General features: G+C 63.0%; 25 protein-coding genes. 6 read left to right on the top strand and 19 right to left on the bottom strand.

What is annotated here, in order from left to right:
• Positions 1-81 precede the first annotated feature (81 nt).
• Complete coding sequence (locus M1D88_RS01165; RefSeq protein WP_458112803.1) at positions 82-603, top strand: DUF2087 domain-containing protein; 522 nt, start codon at positions 82-84, stop codon at positions 601-603.
• Positions 604-690: 87 nt separating this feature from the next.
• On the opposite strand, the gene M1D88_RS01160 is transcribed toward M1D88_RS01165, so the two are convergent.
• Complete coding sequence (locus M1D88_RS01160) at positions 691-1449, bottom strand: hypothetical protein (RefSeq protein WP_458112802.1); 759 nt, start codon at positions 1447-1449, stop codon at positions 691-693.
• 92 nt (positions 1450-1541) lie between these two features.
• Here M1D88_RS01160 and M1D88_RS01155 point away from each other — a divergent pair, with 92 nt between their 5' ends.
• Both M1D88_RS01155 and M1D88_RS01150 read left to right on the top strand, forming a co-directional pair.
• A complete protein-coding gene (locus tag M1D88_RS01155; RefSeq protein WP_458112801.1) occupies positions 1542-2531 on the top strand; it encodes an A/G-specific adenine glycosylase in 990 nt (329 codons plus the stop codon).
• A gap of 102 nt (positions 2532-2633) precedes the next feature.
• The gene (locus M1D88_RS01150; RefSeq protein ID WP_458112800.1) at positions 2634-3164 is read left to right on the top strand and encodes a hypothetical protein; all 531 of its coding nucleotides are present in this window, start codon (positions 2634-2636) and stop codon (positions 3162-3164) included.
• Between the two features lie 6 nt (positions 3165-3170).
• Here the strand turns inward: M1D88_RS01150 and M1D88_RS01145 are convergent, their stop codons facing one another.
• The 5 genes from M1D88_RS01145 to M1D88_RS01125 all read right to left on the bottom strand — a co-directional run bounded on the left by M1D88_RS01145 (position 3171) and on the right by M1D88_RS01125 (position 6722).
• The gene (locus M1D88_RS01145; protein WP_458112799.1) at positions 3171-3641 is read right to left on the bottom strand and encodes a sensor histidine kinase; all 471 of its coding nucleotides are present in this window, start codon (positions 3639-3641) and stop codon (positions 3171-3173) included.
• Positions 3642-3798: 157 nt separating this feature from the next.
• Entirely contained in the window at positions 3799-4503 is a 705-nt protein-coding gene (gene dhaM / locus M1D88_RS01140; RefSeq protein WP_458112798.1) for a dihydroxyacetone kinase phosphoryl donor subunit DhaM, read from the bottom strand.
• On the bottom strand, positions 4500-5129 hold the full coding sequence (gene dhaL, locus M1D88_RS01135; protein ID WP_458112797.1) for a dihydroxyacetone kinase subunit DhaL: 630 nt from the start codon (positions 5127-5129) through the stop codon (positions 4500-4502). Before dhaL ends, dhaM begins: the two co-directional genes overlap by 4 nt.
• Positions 5129-6130, bottom strand: a complete 1002-nt coding sequence (gene dhaK / locus M1D88_RS01130) for a dihydroxyacetone kinase subunit DhaK (RefSeq protein WP_458112796.1) — start codon at positions 6128-6130, stop codon at positions 5129-5131. Before dhaK ends, dhaL begins: the two co-directional genes overlap by 1 nt.
• Before the next feature lie 82 nt (positions 6131-6212).
• Positions 6213-6722 (bottom strand): amino-acid N-acetyltransferase, encoded by a 510-nt coding sequence (locus M1D88_RS01125; RefSeq protein ID WP_458112795.1) that lies wholly within the window; start codon positions 6720-6722, stop codon positions 6213-6215.
• A gap of 247 nt (positions 6723-6969) precedes the next feature.
• Between M1D88_RS01125 and M1D88_RS01120 the strand changes: the two genes are divergently transcribed.
• Entirely contained in the window at positions 6970-8055 is a 1086-nt protein-coding gene (locus M1D88_RS01120) for a glycosyltransferase family 4 protein (RefSeq protein WP_458112794.1), read from the top strand.
• Between the two features lie 54 nt (positions 8056-8109).
• A complete protein-coding gene (locus tag M1D88_RS01115; protein WP_458112793.1) occupies positions 8110-10260 on the top strand; it encodes an amylo-alpha-1,6-glucosidase in 2151 nt (716 codons plus the stop codon).
• Positions 10261-10356: 96 nt separating this feature from the next.
• Here M1D88_RS01115 and M1D88_RS01110 read toward each other — a convergent pair whose 3' ends face one another.
• The 4 genes from M1D88_RS01110 to lysS all read right to left on the bottom strand — a co-directional run bounded on the left by M1D88_RS01110 (position 10357) and on the right by lysS (position 15493).
• Complete coding sequence (locus tag M1D88_RS01110; protein ID WP_309106030.1) at positions 10357-12849, bottom strand: ATP-dependent Clp protease ATP-binding subunit; 2493 nt, start codon at positions 12847-12849, stop codon at positions 10357-10359.
• A gap of 414 nt (positions 12850-13263) precedes the next feature.
• A complete protein-coding gene (locus M1D88_RS01105) occupies positions 13264-13590 on the bottom strand; it encodes a histone-like nucleoid-structuring protein Lsr2 (protein ID WP_458112792.1) in 327 nt (108 codons plus the stop codon).
• Between the two features lie 178 nt (positions 13591-13768).
• Positions 13769-13957: a hypothetical protein gene (locus M1D88_RS01100; protein ID WP_458112791.1), complete on the bottom strand. Its 189-nt coding sequence runs from the start codon at positions 13955-13957 to the stop codon at positions 13769-13771.
• Between the two features lie 3 nt (positions 13958-13960).
• The gene (lysS, locus tag M1D88_RS01095) at positions 13961-15493 is read right to left on the bottom strand and encodes a lysine--tRNA ligase (RefSeq protein WP_458112790.1); all 1533 of its coding nucleotides are present in this window, start codon (positions 15491-15493) and stop codon (positions 13961-13963) included.
• A gap of 130 nt (positions 15494-15623) precedes the next feature.
• Here lysS and M1D88_RS01090 point away from each other — a divergent pair, with 130 nt between their 5' ends.
• On the top strand, positions 15624-16457 hold the full coding sequence (locus tag M1D88_RS01090; RefSeq protein ID WP_458112789.1) for an alpha/beta fold hydrolase: 834 nt from the start codon (positions 15624-15626) through the stop codon (positions 16455-16457).
• A 156-nt stretch (positions 16458-16613) separates the two neighbouring features.
• Here M1D88_RS01090 and M1D88_RS01085 read toward each other — a convergent pair whose 3' ends face one another.
• From M1D88_RS01085 to folP, 9 genes are all read right to left on the bottom strand, one after another.
• A complete protein-coding gene (locus tag M1D88_RS01085) occupies positions 16614-18188 on the bottom strand; it encodes a DHA2 family efflux MFS transporter permease subunit (RefSeq protein ID WP_458112788.1) in 1575 nt (524 codons plus the stop codon).
• A gap of 166 nt (positions 18189-18354) precedes the next feature.
• A complete protein-coding gene (panC, locus tag M1D88_RS01080) occupies positions 18355-19257 on the bottom strand; it encodes a pantoate--beta-alanine ligase (protein ID WP_458112787.1) in 903 nt (300 codons plus the stop codon).
• Entirely contained in the window at positions 19258-20166 is a 909-nt protein-coding gene (locus M1D88_RS01075) for a Rossmann-like and DUF2520 domain-containing protein (protein ID WP_458112786.1), read from the bottom strand.
• Positions 20159-21766: a PH domain-containing protein gene (locus M1D88_RS01070; protein ID WP_458112785.1), complete on the bottom strand. Its 1608-nt coding sequence runs from the start codon at positions 21764-21766 to the stop codon at positions 20159-20161. Before M1D88_RS01070 ends, M1D88_RS01075 begins: the two co-directional genes overlap by 8 nt.
• Positions 21763-22275: a PH domain-containing protein gene (locus M1D88_RS01065; protein ID WP_458112784.1), complete on the bottom strand. Its 513-nt coding sequence runs from the start codon at positions 22273-22275 to the stop codon at positions 21763-21765. Before M1D88_RS01065 ends, M1D88_RS01070 begins: the two co-directional genes overlap by 4 nt.
• Entirely contained in the window at positions 22256-22783 is a 528-nt protein-coding gene (locus M1D88_RS01060; protein WP_458112783.1) for a DUF3180 domain-containing protein, read from the bottom strand. Before M1D88_RS01060 ends, M1D88_RS01065 begins: the two co-directional genes overlap by 20 nt.
• A 3-nt stretch (positions 22784-22786) precedes the next feature.
• The gene (gene folK / locus M1D88_RS01055; RefSeq protein ID WP_458112782.1) at positions 22787-23335 is read right to left on the bottom strand and encodes a 2-amino-4-hydroxy-6-hydroxymethyldihydropteridine diphosphokinase; all 549 of its coding nucleotides are present in this window, start codon (positions 23333-23335) and stop codon (positions 22787-22789) included.
• On the bottom strand, positions 23332-23691 hold the full coding sequence (gene folB, locus M1D88_RS01050; RefSeq protein WP_458112781.1) for a dihydroneopterin aldolase: 360 nt from the start codon (positions 23689-23691) through the stop codon (positions 23332-23334). The genes folK and folB overlap by 4 nt, the downstream gene beginning before the upstream one ends.
• Before the next feature lie 29 nt (positions 23692-23720).
• Positions 23721-24641, bottom strand: a complete 921-nt coding sequence (gene folP / locus M1D88_RS01045; RefSeq protein WP_458112780.1) for a dihydropteroate synthase — start codon at positions 24639-24641, stop codon at positions 23721-23723.
• Between the last annotated feature and the right edge of the window lie 9 nt (positions 24642-24650).

Below are 24650 nucleotides of genomic sequence, written 5' to 3'. Positions count from 1 at the left end.
CTCCGGGTCTCTGGCCGGGGTCTCCACGTCTCGAACCGGGCAAGTCAGAATGGAAAAAGACAGTGGCGAAGGAGGAGCATTTTGAACGACCCCCAACAGTGGAAAGGCGTGCTGTCCATCCTCGCCAATGAGAACCTGCGGCTGGCAGCAGCGGAACTCATCCTGGAAGAAGCGGCCAGGTCAGGCCGGTCCCTCTCCGAGGGAGAGCGGAGGAAAGCCCGGGACCGTCTTGTGAAATCGGGCCTGTTCCGGAGCGAGGATGCAGCCTTCAACTCTTCCTTTATGAAGGACATTCTCGAAGCCGCTAAAGAACCACGTGGCCCTTCCGGAGTGGAACGCTTTCTTACAAAGGGCAAGATAGAAACGTATCCCACTAGAGCGAGGCATCGGGATGAGGTGCTTGCCTGGGCCTGCGCGAAGGTCATCAGCGGCGGGGAAGTCCTGAGCGAAAAGGCAATTAACGAGCGGCTGAAGGCGGTGGCCGACGACTACGTTTTGTTGCGGCGATACCTCGTCGACCGCGGCTGGCTCGTGCGGACAGCATCAGGTTCCGAATATTCCTTGGCCCCGACACCACCCGGCAGCTCAGGTCAGCCGGCTTGAGCTGCCCTGCCCCGCTCAACCGCTGCTGGCCGGCAACGGTTGAGCGGGGCAGGGCCGTTCATGTGGGGCAGGGCCGCTCGTCCAACGTTAACCCAGCTGGAAAACTGCCTTGGGGCTGGTCTTGGCCCCGAGCTTGGCGGTGAAGACGTAGTAGGCGCCGCCGGCACCGGGCTTAGCCGAGACAGCTGAACAGCCCTGCACACTGCGGTTGCGGGGCCAGGGGAAGTTGGCGGTTTCGCTTTTCCCGGGAGCGATGGTCTTTATCAGGTCCTCACTGTTCGCTTGGCAGTCAAGGGAAGAGAAGATCCGGTCCGAACCACTCGTCACCAGGAATTCCATCTGCGAAGTGCCGATATTGACGTCACAAGGCAGCTCGCCGCCATTCGTGACCTTCAGGCTCAGCAACGGGTTTTCACCATCGCCATACACAGGCTTGTCGGTTGAGGCCGTCACAGTCACCAGGTTCTGGTCGCAGCTCGGGGTCGCAGGCGGGGAGCTGGGCGCTGCGGCGGAAACGTCCTGGCCGGCGGTTGGCTGCGGAGAGGCATTTGAGCCGCCATCAGCGTTGCCACCATCCGTGGAAGAAACATGCTCCTGGTCGCCGTTCAGCATCCCTGACACCGCTGCAAAACCTCCGAAGCCCATGGCCAGCACCATAAGCAAAGCGACCCCAACGAACAGACGGCGACGGCGGTACAGGGCACTGACAGACTTGCCCGCGGACCTGCCGCGAGACGTTCCCGCCGACCTTCCTCTGGAAGCGCCGTTTGAACTGCTCGCGGGCTTCCTGCCGGAGGACGTCCCCTGCCTTGAACCGTTGTTTCCTGTGCTGCCTTGCCTGACCATATCTTCTAGGCTAGAGAACCAGCGGCACGGATGAGGAACCACCACGCCGCCCGCCAGTCCCTTTCCGGCAGCGGGCCGACATCCACTAAAGTATGGGAATCAAAGCTCCAACAGATCCCTCCGCCATTCCGCCGGTCATTCCTCCTGGCCTGGCCCTGAATAAGCTCCACAGTGCGCTCGACGCCTGGTTCGAGGAGACCGCCCGCACACTCCCGTGGCGAGATCCCGCCTGCAGCCCCTGGGGCGTACTGGTGAGCGAAATCATGCTGCAGCAGACTCCGGTGGTCCGGGTTCTGCCCGTGTGGAAAGAATGGCTCGACCGTTGGCCCTCGCCGGGGGACCTGGCCAGGGATGCTGCCGGTGAAGCGGTCCGGCATTGGGGACGCCTCGGCTACCCCCGGCGGGCACTCAGGCTCCACGCAGCCGCCGTCGACATAACCCGCAATCATGGCGGAAGCGTGCCACGGACGTACGCTGAGCTCCTAGAACTTCCGGGGGTGGGCAGCTATACAGCCGCTGCCGTGGCGGCGTTTGCCTTCGGGAAGCGGGAGACCGTGGTGGATACCAATATCCGCCGTGTCCACGCCCGGCTCGTTTGCGGTGCAGCCTTACCTTCGCCGGCTTTGACGGCGGCGGAGATGAGGCTTGCGGAACAGCTGCTTCCGTTCGACGACGATGCCTCGGTCCGCTGGAACGCCTCGGTTATGGAGCTGGGCGCTCTCATCTGCACCGCCCGTTCCCCAAAGTGCGCTGACTGTCCTGTTCGCGAATCCTGCGAGTGGCTGGCGGCAGGTGAGCCGCCGCCGTCGTACATTCCGAAGGGGCAGTCCTGGCACGGGACAGACCGGCAGGTCCGCGGCGCCATCATGGCGGTCCTCCGGGCCGCGGACGCTCCGGTGGCCCCCGAATTCTTTTTGCAGGCTCCCGCCGATCTGGGGTTCCAACCGGACGGGATCGGCGTGCCGCTCGCGGCCCTTCATGGCCTCAACTCCGCACCCGAGCAGTTGGAGCGTGCACTGGCAGGGCTTCTCGACGACGGTCTCGCCGAGCTGCACCGCGCCGGCTTCCAACTCCCGGGGTGAGGGGGATGGCTGAGAGGGCGGCCTGGGGCCCTAAAAGTAACGATGTAGGTCCCACTTCGGCTTCCTCCATACCCCCCTGCACCCGCAGATCTACCCTGAAGTATGCGCATCCTGTACGGATTCCTTGCTCTCGGGGTGACGGCGGTTCTGACCTCGGGCTGCCACTTTTACGAGCAGCCGTGCCCGGCGATTGCGCAGGCTTCGGTCGTCTCCCTGACGGTGGAGTCCAGCTATGTGCCCTCGGTGAAAAGCATCCATCTCAAAGCATGCCAAGACGGCGTCTGCAAGGAAGCGGACCTCGATCTAAGGCCGGGGACCGCCTCCGTTGACCAGGGCTGCACTGGCGATGGGCCGGACGATTCCTGCTCCGCCACTTCAGTTCCCAACGGCACCCTGGTGGGCATGCTCATGCTGGACGTCCTGACGGAATCCCCGATTGACGCTTCCCTGACCGGAACATCCCCCAATGGTGCTCCCTTGCCCCAGCGCTCTCTGACGTTCACCCCGACGAGCGAGTATCCCTTTGGCCAGCAGTGTGGAAAGTTCCTCGGTGCTTCCCTCATTCTCGACGCCGATAGCCTCCGCCAGACGGGCCTGAACCAGAGCATCGAGCCAGACATCCCTGCCAGCTAAATGCCACTAGTCCAGCGGGAGCGTGATGGTGACCTTGGTGCCGGCTCCAGGATTGGAGTCCACCACGCTGCTGCCACCTGCCCCCGTCACGGCGGCGCACATCAGGCGCAGCCCGAATCCGTGCCGCCTGCCCCGGACCGCCTTTTTGCAATCGAAGCCGGTCCCGTTATCTGAGATGACCAGCCGGATACCGTGGTAAACAGCGTCAAGCCGGATGGTGACATCTGTTGCGTGGGCATATTTGTAAGTGTTGCTCAGAGTTTCCTGGGCGGCCCGGTAGAGCAGTGACGCAGAACGGGCGTCGATCTCAACTCCGTGGTGAGGTGTTTCCCAGTGCAGCCTGGTTCCCTGCCCCCGCAGTGGAGTTGCCAGCCTGTCAATGCACCCTGCGAGACCCAGGGCTTGAAAATCCAGCGGCCGCGGGTCGGTGAGAACACCGTGCACGGCTTTGATTTCTTCTTCCGATGTAGTGGTCATGGCGTCGGCCCCCCGCTGCTCTAGTCCTTTGACGGCCTTTGGGGCCGGCCCCTCGCCGGGCCCCAAAGGCTCATATCCCCAGACTGCGCCGGGACACTCAAGAACCATGTCGGCTTATAGCAGGAGTTCCGCAAATTCTCCTCAAGAGTGCAAGGATTCAGGATTCGCCGAACCCGGACTGCACCAGCCCCTGTACATAGCGCACAGCTCTAGCCGCATCCGGACCATTGGCCTCGACGCGAAGCACCGAACCTTTGCCCGCCGCTAGGGTCATCAGGCCGGTCATGGAAGCACCGTCGACGCCGTTGATGGTCACTTCGGCATCCATCCCGGCGAGACCGCCGGCGATCTTGGCAGCGGGCCTTGCGTGCAGCCCCGCTTCGTTGACGAGCTCAAAACTCTCACTGACCTCCGGGACCCATTCCGTCGTCTGTTGAGTCCGGGCCCCTTCATTGACGTCAAAAGGCTCGTACCGTCCCTGCCCGAGGGCTCCCCGGACAGCTTCCGCCGCCTTCTTCACCGTCCGCAGATCGGCACCTGTCTGGGCAGCCACAGCGGCGGCGATGAGCCCCTCGATCAGCGGCGCATCGGCAAGCATCACTGAATCGGGGTCGTCGGAAAACTCGATGGCCGCTTCAGCAGTCATAACGGCTGAGCCCAGGTCCGTGAGGACCACAATACCGTCGCCGTCTGCGGCTTTGGCGAGCGCCGCCATCACCTTTTCAAGGCTCGTGCCGATCCGGCCGTCCTCAGTTCCCCCGGCGGGGAGTATGACGACGTCGGGGGCCATCTGAGCGGCAAGCTCCACCGCACCGTCGGCGATTTTTTCGCTATGGGAGACCACGATCAGCCGGACCGTCACGCGGCCGCTCCTGCAGCCGCCCGAAGAATCAGGGCAGTAGACACGGCTCCGGGATCGCGGTGGCCGATGCTGCGCTCTCCGAGGTAGCTTGCCCGGCCCTTCCGGGCAATCAGCGGATCAGTTGCCGCAGCGCCTTCCTCGGCAGCCTCGGCGGCGGCGACCAGTACCCCAAGGACGTTGGCGCCAGCGGCCGAGGCCGCTCCGGCTGCCTCAACGGCGGGGGTCCAGGCATCCACCATGGTCTTGTCTCCGGGCTCGGCCTTCCCGCGGGCCACTACGCCGTCCCGTGCCGCTTCCAGAGCCTGTGCGAGAGCCGCAGGGCTGATGTCAGGAGCGTCCCCCAAAGTTGTGGCGGCGCGAAGGAACGCTGTTCCGTAGAGGGGTCCCGCTGCCCCACCCACTTTTGACATCAAGGACATCGCGGTCAGTTTCAGGGCGGCGCCGGGCGTTTCCGGCTGGGACTCAGCCAACTTGTCCAGCACGGCCTGGAACCCCCTGTCCATGTTCTCCCCATGATCGGAATCGCCGATGGCGCGGTCCAGTTCGATCAGCTCGAGCCGGTGCTCGGCCATGGCCTGCGCGCACAAGGTCAGCCATTTCAAGGCCCACATGACGTCCAGGGCCATCAGATCCCCCACCGCAAGGCCGCAGTGTGGACAGGGGCGTCCCAGAGCGCCGTCATTTCATCATCAAGGCGGAGCACTGACACAGAGCAGCCCTGCATCTCCAGCGAAGTGATGTAGTTGCCAACCAAGGAGCGTTCCACGATGATCCCGCGCTCCTTCAGGACCTGGGCTGCCCGGCGGTACACGATGTAAAGCTCGCTTTGGGGGGTGCCGCCCATCCCGTTGACGAACAGCAGAACCCGCTCCCCCGCATCGAGACCCAGGTCAGACAGGATGGGTTCAAGCAACCGGTCGGTGATGCCGTCCGCGTTTTCCATGGGAATCTTGTGTCTGCCGGGTTCGCCGTGGATGCCGATTCCGATCTCGATCTCGTTCTCTTCAAGATCGAAGCTCGGGCCTCCCGCATGGGGCACAGTACACGCCGTCAGAGCAACTCCCATGCTGCGGACGTTGCTGTTGACGCGGTTGCCAATGGCGGCGACGGCCTCGAGGTCGTCACCGCGTTCGGCTGCCGCTCCGGCGATCTTCTCAACGAGGACTGTGCCGCCGACGCCCCTGCGCCCTGCCGTGTACAACGAATCTTCGACGGCGACGTCATCGTTGACCAGGACTGTTCGAACCTCCACGCCTTCGGCCTGCGCCATCTCCGCTGCGGTTTCAAAGTTGAGGAGGTCCCCGGTGTAGTTCTTCACAATATGGACGACGCCGGCGCCGGAGTTGACTGCCAGCGTTGCCGGAATGATCTGGTCGGGTGTCGGCGACGTAAATACAGCCCCCGGAACTGCGGCGTCGAGCATGCCGAGTCCCACGAAACCGCCATGAAGGGGTTCATGGCCGCTGCCTCCTCCGGAGACGAGCCCCACCTTGCCGGCAACGGGAGCGTCTTTGCGCGTAATGAACTTCGGTTCCGTCGAGACGGCTACGATGTCCGCATGCGCCAGGCCGAATCCCTGTACGGATTCGTCCACCACTGCACGGGGATCGTTGATGAGCTTTTTCATAGCTATGCTCCCTAAATGGACCTGCCGGTTTGCTCTGACCCTACTACTGGGGAGCGGTCCCGCGGTAGCACTTGCCCCGGGTCTAGAGAACTTTGATCATCCGGGTGTTGCCGAGGGTATTGGGCTTAACCCGCGCAAGGTCCAGGAATTCCGCCACACCTTCGTCATGCGAGCGTAGGAGTTCGGAGTAGACCACTGGATCAACTGCCGTCTGGTCTGGCATGACCTCAAAACCATGGCGTTTAAAGAAGTCCACTTCAAACGTGAGGCAAAAAACCCTGGAGACACCCAGTGCCTTGGCATCTTCCAGGAGGGTTTCCACCAGAACGTGGCCCACTCCCCTTCCGCGCCACCCGTCGGAGGCCGCAAGAGTGCGCACTTCCGCCAGGTCCTCCCACATCACGTGCAAGGCACCGCAGCCAATCACCTCGCCTCCGTCTGACTCGGCTATCCGGAACTCCTGGAGGCTCTCGTAGTAAGCCACCGTCTCCTTGGCCATGAGGATCCGCTGATCCGCCAGAGGCGCCACAAGCTGTTTGATGGCAGCGACATCACTGGTACGGGCAGGGCGGATGCGGAAGGACTCAGTCACAGCCCCAATCTTACGGCCGCGAACTCATGCCCCTGTGACGGTCATTGCGGAGTACGGAGTAAGGAGGCGCGAAGGACCAAATACCCCTTGCCCGGGACCGGGAGGGGATCCTATGGTGTGTTCAAAGGCAGCGCAGATGGTTTTGTGGTGCCGGAGAAGCAGTGCCGCGGGCTGGGGCGCGGAAAACGAAGTTTGCAGACTGGTCTCATAAGCAGGTCCGTTGACGAGGCGGACCGGGGAGGTCGGCATGCGTATCGGACTAATCGGAAACCCCTGGATCCCGGTGCCTCCACTGACATACGGCGGCATTGAACGGGTAGTGGATCATCTCGCCCGGGGCCTGACGGCTGCCGGCCACGAAGTATTACTGGCTGCACCGTCGGATAGTGAATGTCCCGTACCCCTCGCCCCCGGAATGTCTGAATCGGAGCCGGGCGATATGGGAGGCACACTCTCCGAATTGAGCCATGTGGTGAGGGCTTATGACGCTATGGACGGCATGGACCTCATTCACGACCACACAATGGCAGGCCCGCTGTATATTCGCCGCCCGCCACATATTCCCGTAGTCACCACTATCCACGGCCCCCTTGTGCCTCATGCGGTGGACATGTACCGGGCCATGCAGAAGAACAGCAGCGTTGTTGCTATTTCACACGATCAGGCAGCCCAGGCTCCGGATGTGCACGTGACCCGCGTTATCCACCATGGACTGGATCCCTCCAGTGTCCCACTGGGAAAGGGAAAAGGCGGCTACGCCTGTTTCGTGGGCAGGATCTGCCCGGACAAGGGGGTCCTGGAAGCCATCAAAATTGCCCGGGAGGCGGGTATCCCCTTGCATATCGCCGCCAAGATGCGCGAAAAGGACGAAATCAGGTACTTCCGCGACGTCGTCGAGCCGGTCTTGGGAAGCAACGAGGAGTACATTGGCGAGATCGGGGATGCCGAAAAATACGAGCTTATGGGAAACGCAGTTGCCTTGCTGAATCCCATTCAATGGCACGAACCCTTCGGCTTGGTGATGATTGAAGCAATGGCGACAGGCACGCCGGTGGTTGGAACGCCCATAGGGTCAGCACCAGAGATCGTGGAGCATGGGATTACGGGCTATCTGGCGCCCACAGAAGAGCTCTCGTCTCTGTTGCTCCTGGCAGAAGGCCTGGACCGCGCGGCGTGCAGGGCGGCGGTCGAGGCCAATTTCAGCGCAGAACGTATGGTGGCTGACCATTTGAGCCTGTACGGGCAGATCCTCCAAAAGGACCTGAGCGCGCGGAACCGGGTGCGACCAGCCTGGCACGAGAATCTTAGGCAGGGCCCACTGGCGCACGCCTGAAACAACCCAAGAAAACCATCATCAACTTCTGGACGTCTGGAAGGGGTACGGACCATGACTGCGTGGAATGCAGAAACTGTGGCGGGGGCCTCGGAGTTGGGGGCTGTAACCGTCGTCGAAGGATCCTCATTTTGCATCTCATCACACAGCGGTGACATATTTCCCGGCGCCGCACAGGGCGTTTTCTACCAGGACACCCGCATCATTTCACAATGGATCCTCCTCATCAACGGAGTGCGGCGGGAACCACTGGTCGCCCGTACACCAGCGGCGTACCATGCCACATTCGTCGGCCGGGCCAGCTGGCAGGATGGCCGTTTTGACAGCCCGCTCGTCGTGGAGCAGCAACGCCATGTAGGTCCCGGGCTGCAGGACGACATCACTATCAGGAACTATTCGCCCGAGCCTTCCGAATGTTTTGTCCAGCTCAGCCTGGACGCAGACCTGGCTGATCTTTTTGACGTAAAAGGAGGCAGGGCCCGAAGCGCGGGTGTGGTCAGCAAAAAAGTCAGCGATGGCGGGCTGACCATCCAGGCCGTGGCCGGCGGACACAGCAGGGGCGTGACCATCCGGGCTGCCGGAGCAGAGGTAACCGAAGTCGGGCTGTCCCTCCGCATTACCGTCCCGCCGAGGCAGGAATGGAAAACCAGTGTGATTGTGGTTCCGCTTATTGATGGGGAACCACCGGCCAGGCCCTTCACTGAATCAACCGCCCCACACTTCAGGGAGGGTGTTCGCAGGCATGTGGAATGGGAAGAGAACGTTCCGCGAATCTACGTTTCCGACCGGAATGTGCAGGAAATCCTGTCCCGCAGCCAAAGCGACCTCGGCTCTCTACGGATTTTCGACGCCGAGCATCCGGACAGGGTAGCCGTCGCCGCAGGCGCACCGTGGTTCATGGCCCTGTTCGGCCGGGACTCCCTGCTGTCCTCCTACATGTCCCTCATGGTTGATCCCAACCTTGCGGCAGGAACATTGCAGACACTCGCCCAAATCCAGGGAACCAAAGTAGACGTCGACTCGGAAGAGGAGCCCGGCAAGATCCCCCATGAGGTCCGGCTCGGCGTGACCTCCGGCCTTGCAACCGGCAGCAAGGCCTACTACGGCAGCGTTGATGCCACTCCCCTGTTCATCGGGCTGCTGGGTGAACTCAGCCGCTGGGGCCTGGCGGACGGCGTGATCGACTCGCTCTTGCCCCACGCTGACCGGGCCATCGAATGGATCGAGCGCTTCGGCGACCGTGACGGGGACGGTTTTGTTGAATACATGCGGCCCAACCCGCACGGACTTATGAATCAGGGCTGGAAGGACTCCTGGGACGGCATCAACTTTGCTGATGGACGGATGGCGGAGCCTCCAATCGCTCTCTGTGAGGTCCAGGCCTACGTTTTCAGCTCGTATATTGCCCGGTCGCTGCTTGCCCGTTCGGCTGGCGACGGTGCGGGCGAACGGCATTGGGCCGAGCGTGCCGCTGTCCTGAAACGTGCTTTCAACGAACAATTCTGGCTTCCCCAAGAGGGCTACTTCGCCATTGCCCTGGACAAGGACAAGCGCCCTGTTGATGCTTGCGCTTCGAATATGGGCCACTGCCTTTGGACCGGAATTGTCGACGTCGACAAGGCGGCCTTGGTGGCGGAGCGGCTGATGTCGCCGGAGATGTTCACGGGATGGGGCATCCGGACTCTGGCCTCTGACATGGAGGCCTACAATCCGGTGAGCTACCACAACGGCTCGGTTTGGCCTCATGACACAGCCCTGGCCGCCACCGGCCTCATGCGTTACGGGTTCGTCAAGGAAGCCAGCAGGATCGCCAGCAGTTTGTTCGACGCGGCTGAGCATTTTGACAGCCAACTGCCCGAGCTGTTCTGTGGCTTCGACAGGAACGAGTTTCCCGAACCAGTGCCCTACCCCACCGCCTGCTCACCCCAAGCCTGGGCCGCGGCGGCGCCAGCGCAGCTCGCGCGGGTTCTCTTACGTTTCGATCCGGACTTCACCCGGGACGTTGTGCACCTGGCGCCAATCATGCCGGACCATCTTGGGCAATTCCGGGCCAACAATATCCACCTTGGTCATTCCCGAATAACGCTTCGTGTCAGCGACGGGGAGGCCGTTATGGATGGGCTCCCGCCAGGAATCCAGCTCGTCATGAACCCGCGTCCCCAACTTGAAAGCTATCTGCACGAGGCGCCGGGCGGGAGCCCCTAGCAGCATGGGCCCGCCCGCCGAAGATAGTCGGTCAACGAACAGGCCCCGCCTTCACCTTGCGGTGAGGACGGGGCCGGTTGTTGCAGCGGTGTGCGCCTAAACGCTGGGCGCGATCTCCGGGATGCGCGGCTTGGCGTTGCCGGCAAACGTGAACTTGGCGTCGTCGCCTTCGCCGTCCACATCCACCACCACGATGTCCCCGGCGTGGATCTCGCCGAAGAGGATCTTCTCGGAGAGCTGGTCCTCGATCTCGCGCTGGATGGTCCGGCGCAGCGGCCGGGCGCCCATGGCGGGATCGTAGCCGCGGGTTGCCAGGAGCACCTTCGCTGCAGGCGTCAGCTCAATGCCCATGTCCTTGTCCTTGAGCCGCTTCTCCAAGCGGCCTACGAACATGTCCACGATCTCGATGATCTCGTCCTGGGTCAGCTGCGGGAACACCACAACGTCATCCACACGGTTCAGGAACTCCGGACGGAAGTGCTGCTTCAGTTCCTCCGTGACACGTGCACGCATGCGGTTGTAGCCCGTCTGCGTATCTGTGCCCGACTGGAAGCCCGTTGCAACGCTCTTGGAAATGTCACGGGTACCCAGGTTGGTGGTCATGATGATCACTGTGTTCTTGAAGTCCACCACACGGCCCTGAGAGTCGGTCAACCGGCCGTCTTCCAGGATCTGCAGGAGGGAGTTGAAGAGGTCCGCGTGGGCCTTTTCAACTTCGTCGAACAGCACCACGGAGAAGGGACGACGGCGGACCTTTTCAGTCAGCTGCCCACCCTCTTCGTAGCCAACGTAGCCGGGAGGTGCACCGAAGAGACGCGACACGGTGTGCTTCTCCGAGTACTCGGACATGTCCAGCGTGATGAGGGCATCCTCCTCGCCGAAGAGGAATTCGGCGAGGGCCTTGGCGAGCTCCGTCTTTCCGACGCCGGTGGGGCCGGCGAAGATGAACGAGCCGCCCGGGCGCTTCGGGTCCTTCAGACCCGCACGGGTCCGGCGGATGGCCTGCGACAGGGCCTTGATGGCCTCGTTCTGGCCGACAACGCGCTTGTGGAGTTCGTCTTCCATCTTCAGCAGGCGCGAGGACTCTTCCTCGGTCAGCTTGAAGACCGGGATGCCGGTGGAGTTGGCCAGCACCTCAGCGATGAGATCCTCATCCACCTCGGAGATGTCGTCCATCCCGCCGGTCTTCCAGTGGCGTTCCTTCTCGGCCCGCTCGGCAATGAGCTTTTGCTCCTTGTCGCGCAGTGAAGCGGCGCCCTCGAAGTCCTGGGCGTCGATGGCAGACTCTTTTTCCATCTTCAGTTCTGCAATGCGCTCGTCCATGGCCTTGAGCTCCGGCGGGGCGGTCATCCGGCGAATACGGAGACGAGCACCGGCTTCGTCGATTAGGTCGATCGCCTTGTCCGGAAGGAAGCGGTCCGAGATGTAGCGTTCGGCGAGGCTCGCTGCCGACGCGAGGGCGCCGTCGGTGATGGTGACCCTGTGGTGGGCTTCATAGCGGTCACGCAGGCCCTTGAGGATTTCGATTGCATGTGCAACCGATGGCTCCTTGACCTGGATCGGCTGGAAGCGGCGCTCAAGGGCGGCGTCCTTCTCGATGTGCTTGCGGTATTCGTCCAACGTGGTGGCGCCGATGGTCTGGAGCTCACCGCGGGCCAGCATTGGCTTCAGGATGGAAGCTGCGTCAATCGCGCCCTCGGCGGCACCGGCACCTACAAGGGTGTGGATCTCGTCGATGAACAGGATGATGTCCCCACGGGTGCGGATTTCCTTGAGGACCTTCTTCAGGCGCTCTTCGAAGTCACCGCGGTAACGGGAACCTGCAACCAGGGAGCCAAGGTCCAGCGTGTAAAGCTGCTTATCCTTGATGGTCTCAGGTACGTCCCCGCGGACAATCGCCTGGGCCAGGCCCTCGACGACGGCGGTCTTGCCGACGCCCGGTTCACCGATCAGCACAGGGTTGTTCTTCGTGCGGCGGGAAAGGACCTGCATAACGCGTTCCATTTCCTGTTCGCGCCCGATCACGGGGTCCAGCTTGTTCTCGCGGGCAGCCTGCGTCAGGTTCCGGCCGAACTGGTCCAGAACCACGGAGCCTGCCGGGGTTCCCTCGGCCTGGCCTGGGCCAACGCCGGCACCGGTGGTCTCTTTGCCCTGGTAACCCGAGAGCAGCTGGATGACCTGCTGGCGGACACGGTTGAGGTCAGCACCAAGCTTGACCAGCACCTGGGCGGCAACACCTTCACCCTCACGGATGAGTCCCAGGAGGATGTGCTCCGTCCCGATGTAGTTGTGGCCCAGCTGCAGTGCTTCACGCAGGGACAGCTCCAGTACCTTCTTGGCACGGGGGGTGAAGGGGATGTGGCCGGAAGGAGCCTGCTGGCCCTGACCGATGATCTCCTGCACCTGCTCGCGTACGCCGTCGAGCGAAATGCTCAAGGACTCAAGAGCTTTGGCGGCAACGCCCTCACCCTCATGGATCAGACCCAAGAGGATGTGTTCGGTACCAATGTAATTGTGGTTCAGCATGCGTGCCTCTTCTTGGGCAAGCACAACTACGCGACGGGCACGGTCCGTAAATCGCTCAAACATTTCGCCACACTCCTAGCTACGACGTACTTTGATGCTACGTGGAGGAGCGCCACTTTTGGAGCTTGTTCGCCACGGGGGAAACCCGGGACCAACTTTGCCGCGGACTGGAGCCACAATCGGGTGGGCCGGCAGCTCGGTCAGCGGGCGTCAAACACGAACGATGCGGGCCAATGGAGCGCTGCTGCCCGGGGAGTATGTGGCCTGCTTGGTGCCGTGAGGAAAGGCCGCTTGACTTTCGCCTGGACGGCCGAAGGTTCAAACTCTCGGCCTTTTCCCGATAAAGTCCGGCAAGGGCGGTTTCAACCTGAAAAACCGCGGCGGAAAAAGCGGGTGGACAGTAAACAAGCAAAAAAGTCGAAAGCCCCCTCCAACCGGCGGGGGCTTCGACTTTTGCAACGCATAGATACTTCAACTCTAGGAATTGGCCCTTTGGTACGCTTCCTGAATTTCGGCCTGGATACGGCCGCGGCTGTTAACCGCATAACCGTTCTCCCGTGCCCACTGACGGATCTGTGCAGAGTCCTGGTTCCGGCCGGTTGAGACCTTTGTGCGCGTTGCGCGGCCGGTGGACGTCTTGCGGGCGCTGGAAATAAAGCGCCCCAGTGCGGAGCGCAGTTCCGACGCATTGTCTGATGACAGGTCAATTTCGTAACTGACGCCATCAAGACCAAAACGGACAGTTTCGTCCGCGGTTCCCCCATCCAGATCATCCACAAGGATGATTTTTACTTTCTGTGCCATGGAAATTCTCTCTTTTGGAAAGGACGGGTATTCAGAAAAGCAGGATGTTACAAATAAAGTATCCCCCGGTTTATGGCAACGCGTCAAAACAGAAAAAGGTTCCTGTGGAAAGTGCACGCTCAAGGTCGCACATTTGTTTTGCCCAACTGTCATTGAAGACATTCAGGGCAGATGGGAACTAAGAGTTAGGCCCGGTTCCGGCAGGAGGCTCTTCCCGTTTGGGATCAACGGCCTTGGCGTCCGCTTCAGCCTGGGCCCGGGCCTCTGCCTGCCGCTCTGCCTTGTCCGCGTTAAAAATGGACTTCATGGCGAACCAGAAGAGGAGGCCCACCACAACGGACGGAAGCAAGACGGCCACATACTCCATGACCTAGTGGCCTTCCGGCTTCAGGAGCGGGAACAGAATCGTTTCGCGGATACCGGCTCCGGTGAAGAGCATCACCAGGCGGTCAATTCCCAGGCCGAGGCCACCCATGGGCGGAGCCCCGTATTCGAGGGCCCGGAGGAAGTCCTCATCCAGTTGCATGGCCTCGTCGTCACCCGCGGCCGCGCGCCGTGACTGTTCGGTCAGCCGTTCCCGCTGGATCACCGGATCTATGAGTTCGGAGAACGCCGTGCCGCGTTCCATGCCGCCGATGATCAGGTCCCAGGCCTCGATCAGCCTGGGGTTCTCGCGGTGTTGACGGGCCAGCGGCTGGGCGGACGGCGGGTAGTCGTACACAAACGTCGGGTTGAGGAGGGTTGGCTCCACGATTTCGCCGAAGAGCTCCACCGCCAGCTTTTCCGCGTCCCAGGCGGTATCAAACTTGACCTCATGCTGTTTCGCGAGAGCCTGCAATTCCGCCACGGATGTGTCAGGAGTGACCTCCTGTCCCACAGCCTCGGAGAGGCCAGGGTAAACCGAGAGCCATGCCCAATCGCCGTCGAGGTTAACCTCCCCTGCCGGTGTCTGGATTACCCGCCCGACACCGGCTGCGTCAGCGGCGTCGAGGATGATTTCCTTGATGCGGTCGGCCATTACAAACTGGTCAGCCCAGGCCTCGTAGGCCTCCAGCGTGGTGAACTCCGGGCTGTGGGTGGAATCGACGCCTTCGTTGCGGAAGACGCGGCCCATGTCATACACACGGTCAATGCCGCCAACGACTGCCCGCTTGAGGTAGAGCTCAGTGGCGATGCGCAGGGTCATCTTCTGGTCGAACGCATTCATGTGGGTTTCAAACGGGCGGGCAGTGGCACCGCCGTGCACCAGTTGCAGCATGGGGGTCTCCACCTCAACATAGTTGCGGCGGTGCAGGCTCTCCCTGATGGACCGTGTGATGGCCGCACGCGTGTAGACCATTTCGCGGGCCTCGTCACGGACCATGAGGTCCACGTAACGCTGCCGGACGCGGGTTTCCTCGTTGAGGTCGGCGTGCAGGACAGGCAACGGCCGCAAGGACTTTGAAGCCATGGACCAGGACTCCGCCATAACCGACAATTCACCCCGACGCGAAGAGATGACTTCGCCCTTGATGAAGACGTGGTCGCCAAGGTCCACCAGGGCCTTCCATTCGGCCAGGGCTTCCTCCCCGACGTTCGCGAGGCTGAGCATGGCCTGCAGCCGGGTGGCAGTACCGTCCACACCGCCTTCCTGCAACGTGGCAAAGCAGAGCTTTCCGGTGTTCCGGACAAAAACCACTCGGCCGGTGACTCCTACGACGTCCCCAGTGGTGTCGTCTGCCTGAAGATGGGCGTACTTTTCCCTGATCTCGCTGAGGGAGTGTGTGCGCTCCACACCGACCGGGTACGCCTCCACGCCGCGCTCAATCAGCTTGGCGCGCTTTTCCATGCGGATGCGCATCTGTTCGCTGGCGTCCGCAGGCTGGGCGGCGTTGTTGGGGGCGGGGTTGTTTTGGGAAGTCACAATCCCCAAGTTTACCGTCGAATTCCACAGCAGCCTTCCCCTCATGAGTCCGTCGTAACGCATGGCTGTATTCACCCAGCAGGCCACGTGGTTGGTGCACGCGTGCGGCGGCCTCGGTTAGGCTCGGATCATGACCCGCGAGAACATCAGAACCCCCGACGGCGGCACCCTCGAGCTCTTCAGCACTGGGGCCGAATTGGCGGGGCACGGTTCGGGAGTCGTTGTAGTGCACCCCTCGATGGTCACCGCTGCCGACTACACCCGTTTCGCCCAGAAACTCAGTGCAGCCCTGGGGCGCCCGGTGCACACCTTCAACCGCCGCGGGCGCGGACAATCTTCTTCCCAGCCGGAGGACTACACGCTGGACTCTGACATCCGGGACCTGGAGGCGGTGATGAAACATACCTCCAGCACTGACGTCTTCGGGCACAGCTTCGGCGGCGCGGTTGCGCTTCACGCTGCCCGCTCGCTTCCCGTTGAGCGGCTGGCCGTCTACGACCCCGCCGTTTCCGTCAACCAGAGCGTCAAGGCTGATTGGACCGAGGAATATGAACGGGCGACGGCGGCCGGAGACGACGACCGCGCCCTCGCCGTCATGATCAGGGGGATGGAGACGGGCGGCGCCTTTGCCAGGATGCCGCTGAGCATGCTGACGCTGGCAAACAAGCTCACAGCAGGCACTCCCCTCGGCAAGCAGAACCGGGAATTGATGAAGACCGGTGTCCGCGAGATAAAGGCAATCATCGCCGCCGATATGCCGGCAGAGCCCTTCCTGGAATTGCCGCTTGAAACGCTCATCGTGGTGGGCGAAAAGAGCCCGGCCTACTTCGGCGTCGCGTGCGGGCAGATCCACGATGTGCTGTCAGGTTCCAGCTACACCATCCTGCCGGGCTACGGACACGACGGCGTCAACAGGGCCCCCGACAAACTCATCACGGAACTGAGCGAATTCTTCTCAGGCTGATCCGCAGACGCCACCTGAATTGCGTAACTTTTGACGTCTGCATCCTGCATGAACGGCGTCATCCAGCGGGAGCCAGGCCAAGAGACTGCCACGGCGCAGCAAAAGTTACGCAATTCCGCCAGCCCCGCATGAGATCGCAGCCGGGACTTAGTGGGCCTAGTGCGCGTGGGCGCCTTCTGCGCCAGCCGTCTTGCGCATCATGAGGGACAGTACGACGGCGGCGACGGCGAGCGCGGCGGCAGTCAGGAAGGCTGCCTGCATGCCCGCGACCACTCCTGAACCAATGGATACGGCCGCGAAAACGGATACCAGCAGAGCCGTTCCCGCAGCTCCGGCCACCTGCTGAAGCGTGCTCATGATGGCCGAGCCGTGCGAATAAAGGTGCGGGGGCAGCGGGTTGAGGCCCGTTGTGAATGCCGGCGTGAAAAGGAGCGCAAGACCAAGGCTCAGGCCCACGTGCAGAGCAACGATCCATGCCACGGGCGATTGCGCATTCAGCAACGAGAACTGCCACAGGGCCAGCACCATCATGATCGAGCCCGTGACAGTCAGCGGAAGCGGCCCCACCTTGTCAAAGAGTCTGCCAATGAACGGACCCAAAAGTCCCATGGCCAGCCCGCCCGGCAACAATGCCAGCCCGGTTTCCAACGACTTAAGCCCGCGGATCTCCTGCAAGTAAAGCGGCAAGAGGATGACGGCGCCGAACAGGGCAATCATGGCCACCACCAGCAGCAGGACGGAGATGGTGAACATGCGGAAGTTGAACGCCCGGAGATCCAGCAGCGGAGCGTCGGCTTTCTGCAACTGCAGCTGCCGCAGCACAAATGCCAGCAGGCTCACCACGCCAATCACCAGGGCGGCAATGGCGGCAGCACCTGGACCGGACTGGCCGCCATGGCCACCGCCGATCTGGCTCAGGCCGTAGACCAGTCCGCCGAAGGCCGGGATGGTCAGCAGCACCGACAGGAAATCAAGGCGGTTCTTCTCCTTCTCGCCGACGTTTGTGAGGTACTTTGCACCGATGGCAAAAGCGGCAAGGGCGATGGGCAGCACAAACACGAACATGAAGCGCCAGGAGAAGTGCTCAAGAATGAAACCAGAGACTGTGGGGCCCAGCGCCGGGGCCACCGAGATGGCGATGCTGACGTTGCCCATCACAGCACCGCGGCGCTGCAGCGGCACCAGGGTGAGGATGGTGGTCATCAGAAGCGGAAGCATGATTGCCGTGCCGCCGGCCTGGATAATTCTCGCGAAAAGCAGGACCACGAACCCCGGCGCCAGTGCGGCCAGTAGTGTGCCGCCCGAGAAGAGGCCCATCGCCAGCATGAAAACCGCACGGGTTGAGAGCCGCTGGAGGATGAAGCCGGTGGTGGGGATAACCACGGCCATGGTGAGCATAAAGCCAGTGGAAAGCCACTGAACCGTGGGGGCGTCCACCCGCAGGTCCACCATGAGGCGCTGCAGGGCAACGTTCATGATGGTTTCATTCAGGATCACCACGAAGGTGGCAACCAACAGGGTAGCGATGATCGTGACCGATTCACGCGACATTTTCGCCGGCGAAGGCGCGGCAGAACCGGTTGAAACCGACGTCGCGGCAGAACCGGCTGAACCAGACGTCGCGGCCGGGACGGCTATAGCGGCAGGGTCAGCAAGGGCCGCCTTGGACCGAGCCTGTTGAGATTCGCTTTGCACGTTGTCGCCCGCGTTCGAAGTAAGGTCTGTGGACATGAAAGTTCCCCCGAGGAAGTGTGGCGTGAGATCCGGCGAGCATCGTCGCTGCAGAGTTCAACAGTCTAGCCTGCACACCAATTCCCTGTGAGGGAAAAACCGTGAGAAAAAACTCTTCGGAATCGACGACTCCTTTTGAGGGAGCAGGGGCGGGCCTGTGCGAGGGTCAGGAACTTAGCGGAACATTGTCGATCAGGCGGACCGGGCCCACCCGCGCCGCGATGATTGCCAGGCCCTCACCACGGAACGGCGTCTCCCGGCAGTTCTCGGCGAGGGGCTCCAAAGTGCCTGGATCCACCACTTCGAAGTAGTCCAGTTTGACGAGCGGCTGCGACTCCACCAGCGCCACGGCGGAATCGAGATCCAGTGGCTGGTGGGCGTTGGCACGTTCCTCGACCAGCCGCAACGCCCGCGACAGCACCAGGGCTGCCACACGTTCTTCCTCCGAAAGGAAGCGGTTCCGGCTGGACAGGGCCAGACCGTCGCCGGCACGCACCGTGGGGACGGGGACGATTTTCACGGGAAAGTTCAGGTCAGCCACCATCCGCTGGACAAGCGTCAGCTGTTGGGCGTCCTTCTGGCCGAAGTAAGCCCGGTAGCGCGGCGGCGTCCCGTTGTTTCCGCAGGCGCCGGGCATGCCGAAATGGAGCAGTTTGGCCACCACGGTCAGTGCGCCGTCGAAATGACCTGGCCGGGAGGCGCCTTCCCACTTCTCCGCGAGCTTGCCCGCTGTAATGCGCACCATGGGTCCGCCGTTGGGATAAACCTCCTCAACGTCTGGAGCAAAGACCAGATCGACGCCTTCGGCCTCGAGGAGTTCCAGATCGGCATCAAGGGTCCGCGGATAGCGCTCAAGGTCAGTCGCTTCGCCGAACTGGAGGGGATTCACGAAAATGCTGACCACCACCACGTCGTTTTGTTCGACGGCGGTACGGGCCAGTTGGGCATGTCCCTCGTGCAGGGCTCCCATCGTTGGCACCAATCCCTGCGAGCTGCCCTGCTTTGCCGTCAGCAGCCGGGCGCTTTCCGTTCGAAGCGCGGCCGCGGTGGTAACTAGTTTGATCGCCATCTATGGTCCTTCCGGCGGCGGGGTTCCGTCACCAAGGGCGCGATTCATCTCCCCGAACTGATCCTCTTTCAACAGGCCCCGGCTCGCGGCGCGTCCCGCAGTTGCCCGCGCCATGGCAAGGTAGGCGGCCAGAATGTCTCCGCCGGCACCGCCGTCGTGTTCCTTTAAAGCCTCGGCATGAGCCGTAACGGTTCCCACATCGCCGCGGGCTACCGGGCCCGTCAGCGCCGATTCGCCGGAAGCCAGGGCATTCTCCAAGGTGGCGCGGAGCAGCGGCCCGAGCATGCGTTCGGGTGATTCCACTCCTACTTCCCGGAGCAGCTGCGAAGACTGCGCCACGAGGGTCACCAGATGGTTTGAGCCGTGCGCCAGCGCGGCGTGGTAGAGCGTCCGGTCAGCCTCGGCGATGGCCACAGGCTCAGCGCCCATCTCCACGACGAGCGCTTGCGCGATGGGCAGCATGGCAGCATCCGCTGTGACGCCGAAGGTGCAATCCAGCAGCCGGGTCAGGTCAAGGCTCATGCCGGTGAACGTCATGGCAGGGTGCAATGCGAGCGGCACGGCACCAGCGGCCCGCACCGGGCGGAGGATTCCCACTCCGAAGCGGCCGGACGTGTGCGCCACAAGCTGCCCGGGCTGCCAGGCGCCAAGCTTGGCGAGCCCCTCCACAAGGGCGCCCAAGGCATCATCCGGAACGGCCAAAAGCACCAGCTCCGAACGCTCCACGATTTCTTGAACCTCGAGGATGGGGACACCGGGCAACAGCGTCTCGGCGCGCTCACGGCTTGCGTCTGATACGGCGGAAACCCCGACGACGGCATGTTCAGCAGCGCGCAGGGCCGCACCGAGGACTGCACCCACCTTTCCCGCGCCGATGATTCCAACACCAAGGCGTCCGGGCTTAGCCATTCTGGGGACCGTCCTGACTGGGGGCTAAGGGTTCGCGGGGGGCTAAGGGCTCACGGGCAGCGAGAGGTTCGCTCGGAGCCAAGGGTTCGCGGTGGGCCAGGGGCTCGCCAGAGGCAGGGGGTTCAGCTACGGGAGTTGCCGGGGCTACCTGGGCCAGCCATTGTTCGCTGGTCTGCCGCTTTCTCGCGGCCCGCGCCCGCGCCGCCTGTTCCTGGAACAGCGCCCGTGCCACATCGACGTCAGCCTGGATCAGCCTCGGCACAACCGGGCCCGCCGTCGTGTGCAGGACAAGATCCGCGACGCCGAACCGCCTCGCAATCGGGCCCTGGTGCAGCGCCATGGACTGCGTTCGCTGATGCGGCACCACCACGAGCTGCCGCCACCACCGGCCGGAACGAAGCAGCAACGCGGTGTCGGTTGCCGCGTAGCCATTGCGGCGCCACGCCAGCGGCGCAAGGAGGCGCGCACGTTCAGGGGTGGTGACGAAGCCGCCGTCGTTCTCCCTGCCGTTGATGCCGGCCGCAAACACGCGGGCCGCATCAGAGGTTCCGGGGTCCGGCAGGACCAGCGACATCATGGTCATGACGTCCGCAAACTTTCCCACCGGCAGGAGCGTGGTCCGCGAGCCGCCTTCGCCGTTTCCGCCGGCAGCACCGTAACCCGCAACGTTCACGTGCATCCGGTACCAGCCGAAGATCCGCCAAATGGGCGGCTGAAAAACCCTAAGCGCCTGGATCCTGCCCGGGGGCAATGTCTGTGCCTGCGTATCCAGCAAGCCGTACCGCAGCCGGATACCGTCCGGGGAGATGGCTGCGGTGAAGTTATAGCCCTTGTTGAAGGAGGACCAGTAGGCGGCAGCAAGACCCAGGGCGGCCGGGATCAGGTACAGGAAAAATCCGCTATTGCCCGTGAGGACCGAGAGCAGCACTGAGCCGACCGCGCCCAACAGCACCAAGACACTCTGTTCGCTCAGGAGCAGGGAACCCACAAGCCTCGACGGCGGGACGGACAGTACGGCCTGCTCCGGTGCCTCCGGGACCACGCCGTCCGGGCTCTCGGGATCCGGCGTGACTCCCGCAGCACGGGCGAGGATGGTGGCCCGGAGCTGGCGGGCGTCGTCCATCCGCAGGAAAGCGAGCCGGACGGCTGACTCCCCGGCATCGGCCACTTCGAACCGGAGCTCCGCGAGGCCAAAGATCCGGGCCAGTAAAGGCTGCACGATGTCGATGGCCTGCACCCGGTCCAGGCGGGCCTGGCGCTGCTGGCGGAACAGGAAACCGGTCTTGACCCGGACATAGCCCCCGGCGACCTGATAGCGGGTGAAGTACCAGGTCATGATGAAACCGAAAATGGCCAGCAGCAGGATGACGCCCCCGGCAGCAAGCAGCCAGGGTGCACGGCCCGCCATCCGGTCATCGATGAGCGGACCGCCTTGGATCAGCCGCTCGAAAATGTCCCGGCCGAAGAAGTAGCCGATGGCCGCGAGGGCTATCCACCCCCGCACAAACGGCGACGCCGGATGGACCCGGAGCCATTCGCCGTCCGCATTGCCGGGGGAAACTCCGGCTGCACCGGCATCTCCGGCGGCTTCCACCGTCACAGTCCTGCCAGCCTGGCTTCACCGCGGGCGGAAAGCTGCTCGCGCAAGCGGGCGCCTTCGCTCTCGGGAAGGCCGGGAATCTGGGCGTTGGTTCCGGCGGAGGCTGTGTGGAGTTTCAAAGTGCACAGGCCCAGCCAACGCTCGAGCGGGCCAACGCCGATGTCCACGTACTGCATGCGTCCGTAGGGAACCACCATGACGCGTTGGAAGAAGATGCCGCCGCGGATCAGGAGGTCATCGTCGCGCTCGGCGTAACCGATGGCACGAACCTGCCGGGGAATCAGCACGAGCCGCCATACCGCCAGAATCAGCATGAGCGCCGGTACAGTCACCGCAAGCCAGAGCGGAGGCCAGGTCCACCAGCCCAGAAGTACAAAGATCAGGGGCAGGGACAGGACGACGACGGCAATCAGGTTACCGATCGCCCATTCCACAATTCGGACGGTCACGTACTTCGGTGAGACACGCAGCCACGTGATCCCGGGAGGATCAATCGCCTTGGTAGGCATAGCCGCCCTCCCCCTTTGCCTCTCCGCGGGCGCGTCCCGGGAGCTTGGTTGTGCCGTCGCCGTCGCCGTCTTCAGGAGGAATACGGCAGAACCGCTCCACGAGGAGCCCCACAATGATCATGACCAGGCCCCCTCCTGCCATGCCTAGCGCGAGCCACATCAGCGGCTGACTGCTCCGCATGCTCCAGATCTGCAACAACTCGACGAAGATCCCAGCGTGCCAGCCGAGCAGCATGGCGCCCGTGTAGGCACAGGCTTGCGCGAGGACCAAGGTCCAGGCGGCCAGGATGGGGTTGAGCATTTTCTTCTTTTTGCCGTTACGCCAGCGAAGAACACGGATTCCCAGCACCAGGGTGAGGGCAACAATCACGCCCATGGTGACCAGGGCCGTGAGAGGCAGGACCGGGGTGGCGAAGCTGAAGCGGTTGGCCAGCAGGGTGGCGAGCCAGCCCGCGACTGCGAGGACCAGGCCGATAGCGAGGAGCAGCAGGGGATTGATGGGTTTCACGTGCTACACCGCCCCGGCGGTAGGGAGACCGTTGAAGTCGCCGAAGCCATCGAAGGGGCGGAGCCCGGAAAGATCCTCGGCCTGGGCCGCAAGAACGCCGACCCGTTCGCCGTTGAGCTCGGCTGCCGGCTCGATGAGCGACCACGGGTAGAGCACGAATGCGCGCTCTGCCGCCCGGCGATGCGGAAGCGTAAGTTCGGGATCGGAGCTCACCACATCACCGTAAACAATGATGTCAACGTCAAGGGTGCGCGGCCCCCACCTCACATCGCGGACGCGGAGGTGCTTGTTTTCCACCGCCTGGCAGTGCCGCAGCAACTCCATCGGACTGAGCGTGGTCTCCACCGAGATCACCATGTTCAGGAAGTCCGGCTGGTCCTGCGGCCCGCCGACGGGCTTCGTCTGCATGACAGGTGAGACTGCGAGCAGCCGCACTTCCGGCCGGTCCACAAGATCCGCGACGGCGCTGGAAAGGGTGTCGTTCCGCTCCCCCAGATTGCTGCCGAGCGCCAGGACGGCGTGTGTGTACGGCAGCGTAGCCCGCGAAATCATTGTCGCTCCCGGTGGACGCTTACGGAGACGTCGCCGAACTCGACGTCGATGGGCGCCTGCGGTTTGTGGACAGTGATGTCGACGGCGGACAGGGGAAACTCCTGCAGCAGATCTTCAGCGATACGCACGGCAAGGGCCTCAATGAGGTTTACCGGTTCGCCGGTGATCCACTGCCTGATCCTGTCCGCGACCTCGCCATAGTGCGCAGTGTCGGAGACGTCGTCGGAGGCGGCTGCTTCTGCGAAGTCCAGGTGCAGCACGGCATCAACAATGAACGGCTGGCCGTCACGGCGCTCGAAGTCGAACACTCCGTGATTCCCCATAGCGGTAACGCCGCTCAACGTGATCTTGTCCATCCAGCCTTCCCTTGTCGGTTGGTGGTGCTTCAGTTGCTGTCGCGTGCCGGAGCCAGGCGGGCAGCAACCTTGACGGCGTCGAGGCTGGGGCCGACGTCGTGCACGCGGACGGCCCAAGCGCCGCGGGCTGCGCAGACAGCGGTGATGGCGGCTGTGGCGGCGTCACGCTCGTCGGGAGCAGCGGACTTGCCAGCAACCGTTAGGAGGGTACCGAGGAACCGCTTGCGCGATGCCCCCACCAGGACCCTGTGGCCCAAGGCTTCCAGCTTGTCCAGGTTCCGCAGCAGTTCCCAGTTCTGTTCATCCGTCTTGGAGAACCCGATCCCCGGATCCAGAATGATCTGCCCTGGTGCCACGCCTGCCGCGTACAGCTTGTCGCGGACACCGATCAGCTCGGCCACAACGTCCTCGGCCACATTCGAGTACTCCGTGAGGGAGTTCATGGTGCGGGCGTCACCGCGGCGGTGAGTCAGCACATAGGGCACCTTGCTCGCAGCCACAAGATCGGCCATGCCCGGCTCGATGCTGAGTCCGGAGACGTCGTTGATGATGGCTGCGCCGGCGTCCAGGGCAGCAGCGGCGGTCGAGGTGTGGACGGTGTCGATGCTCACGAGGGCGCCGGCCTTGACCAGGGCGGCGATCACGGGCAGGACGCGGCGTTGTTCTTCCTCAGGGCTTACGTCCTCGGCTCCTGGCCTGGTGGACTCGCCCCCGACGTCGATGATGTCCGCTCCGGCGTAAAACATCCTCAGTCCGGCCGCAATGGCGGTGTCCGGAGTGGGGTTCTTCCCGCCGTCGCTGAAGGAATCGGGAGTGACGTTCAGGATTCCCATCACAAGGGTTCGGTCAGCGGGCAGGCTATCCAATGTTGCGGCCGGCCGCGGTTTGCGAAGTATAGGCAGCGGAGATGTTGCGGGTCCGGTTCCAGGTGCTGCAGCTAGGGAGTCCATAGTCTGTTG

The sequence above is a fragment of the Arthrobacter sp. R1-13 genome (assembly GCF_054161475.1).
Note: the sequence above shows the minus strand (reverse complement) of the source record. Positions and strands in the feature narration are given on the sequence as shown.

Bases quoted from the DNA above. Each gene is read 5' to 3' on its own strand.
- M1D88_RS01160 (WP_458112802.1), bottom strand. From the start codon at position 1,449: ATGGTCAGGCAAGGCAGCACAGGAAACAACGGTTCAAGGCAGGGGACG.
- M1D88_RS01155 (WP_458112801.1), top strand. From the start codon at position 1,542: ATGGGAATCAAAGCTCCAACAGATCCCTCCGCCATTCCGCCGGTCATT.
- M1D88_RS01150 (WP_458112800.1), top strand. From the start codon at position 2,634: ATGCGCATCCTGTACGGATTCCTTGCTCTCGGGGTGACGGCGGTTCTG.
- M1D88_RS01145 (WP_458112799.1), bottom strand. From the start codon at position 3,641: ATGACCACTACATCGGAAGAAGAAATCAAAGCCGTGCACGGTGTTCTC.
- dhaL (WP_458112797.1), bottom strand. From the start codon at position 5,129: ATGGCCCTGGACGTCATGTGGGCCTTGAAATGGCTGACCTTGTGCGCG.
- dhaK (WP_458112796.1), bottom strand. From the start codon at position 6,130: ATGAAAAAGCTCATCAACGATCCCCGTGCAGTGGTGGACGAATCCGTA.
- M1D88_RS01120 (WP_458112794.1), top strand. From the start codon at position 6,970: ATGCGTATCGGACTAATCGGAAACCCCTGGATCCCGGTGCCTCCACTG.
- M1D88_RS01115 (WP_458112793.1), top strand. From the start codon at position 8,110: ATGACTGCGTGGAATGCAGAAACTGTGGCGGGGGCCTCGGAGTTGGGG.
- M1D88_RS01110 (WP_309106030.1), bottom strand. From the start codon at position 12,849: ATGTTTGAGCGATTTACGGACCGTGCCCGTCGCGTAGTTGTGCTTGCC.
- M1D88_RS01105 (WP_458112792.1), bottom strand. From the start codon at position 13,590: ATGGCACAGAAAGTAAAAATCATCCTTGTGGATGATCTGGATGGGGGA.
- M1D88_RS01100 (WP_458112791.1), bottom strand. From the start codon at position 13,957: ATGGAGTATGTGGCCGTCTTGCTTCCGTCCGTTGTGGTGGGCCTCCTC.
- M1D88_RS01090 (WP_458112789.1), top strand. From the start codon at position 15,624: ATGACCCGCGAGAACATCAGAACCCCCGACGGCGGCACCCTCGAGCTC.
- M1D88_RS01085 (WP_458112788.1), bottom strand. From the start codon at position 18,188: ATGTCCACAGACCTTACTTCGAACGCGGGCGACAACGTGCAAAGCGAA.
- panC (WP_458112787.1), bottom strand. From the start codon at position 19,257: ATGGCGATCAAACTAGTTACCACCGCGGCCGCGCTTCGAACGGAAAGC.
- M1D88_RS01075 (WP_458112786.1), bottom strand. From the start codon at position 20,166: ATGGCTAAGCCCGGACGCCTTGGTGTTGGAATCATCGGCGCGGGAAAG.
- M1D88_RS01065 (WP_458112784.1), bottom strand. From the start codon at position 22,275: ATGCCTACCAAGGCGATTGATCCTCCCGGGATCACGTGGCTGCGTGTC.
- folK (WP_458112782.1), bottom strand. From the start codon at position 23,335: ATGATTTCGCGGGCTACGCTGCCGTACACACACGCCGTCCTGGCGCTC.
- folB (WP_458112781.1), bottom strand. From the start codon at position 23,691: ATGGACAAGATCACGTTGAGCGGCGTTACCGCTATGGGGAATCACGGA.
- folP (WP_458112780.1), bottom strand. From the start codon at position 24,641: ATGGACTCCCTAGCTGCAGCACCTGGAACCGGACCCGCAACATCTCCG.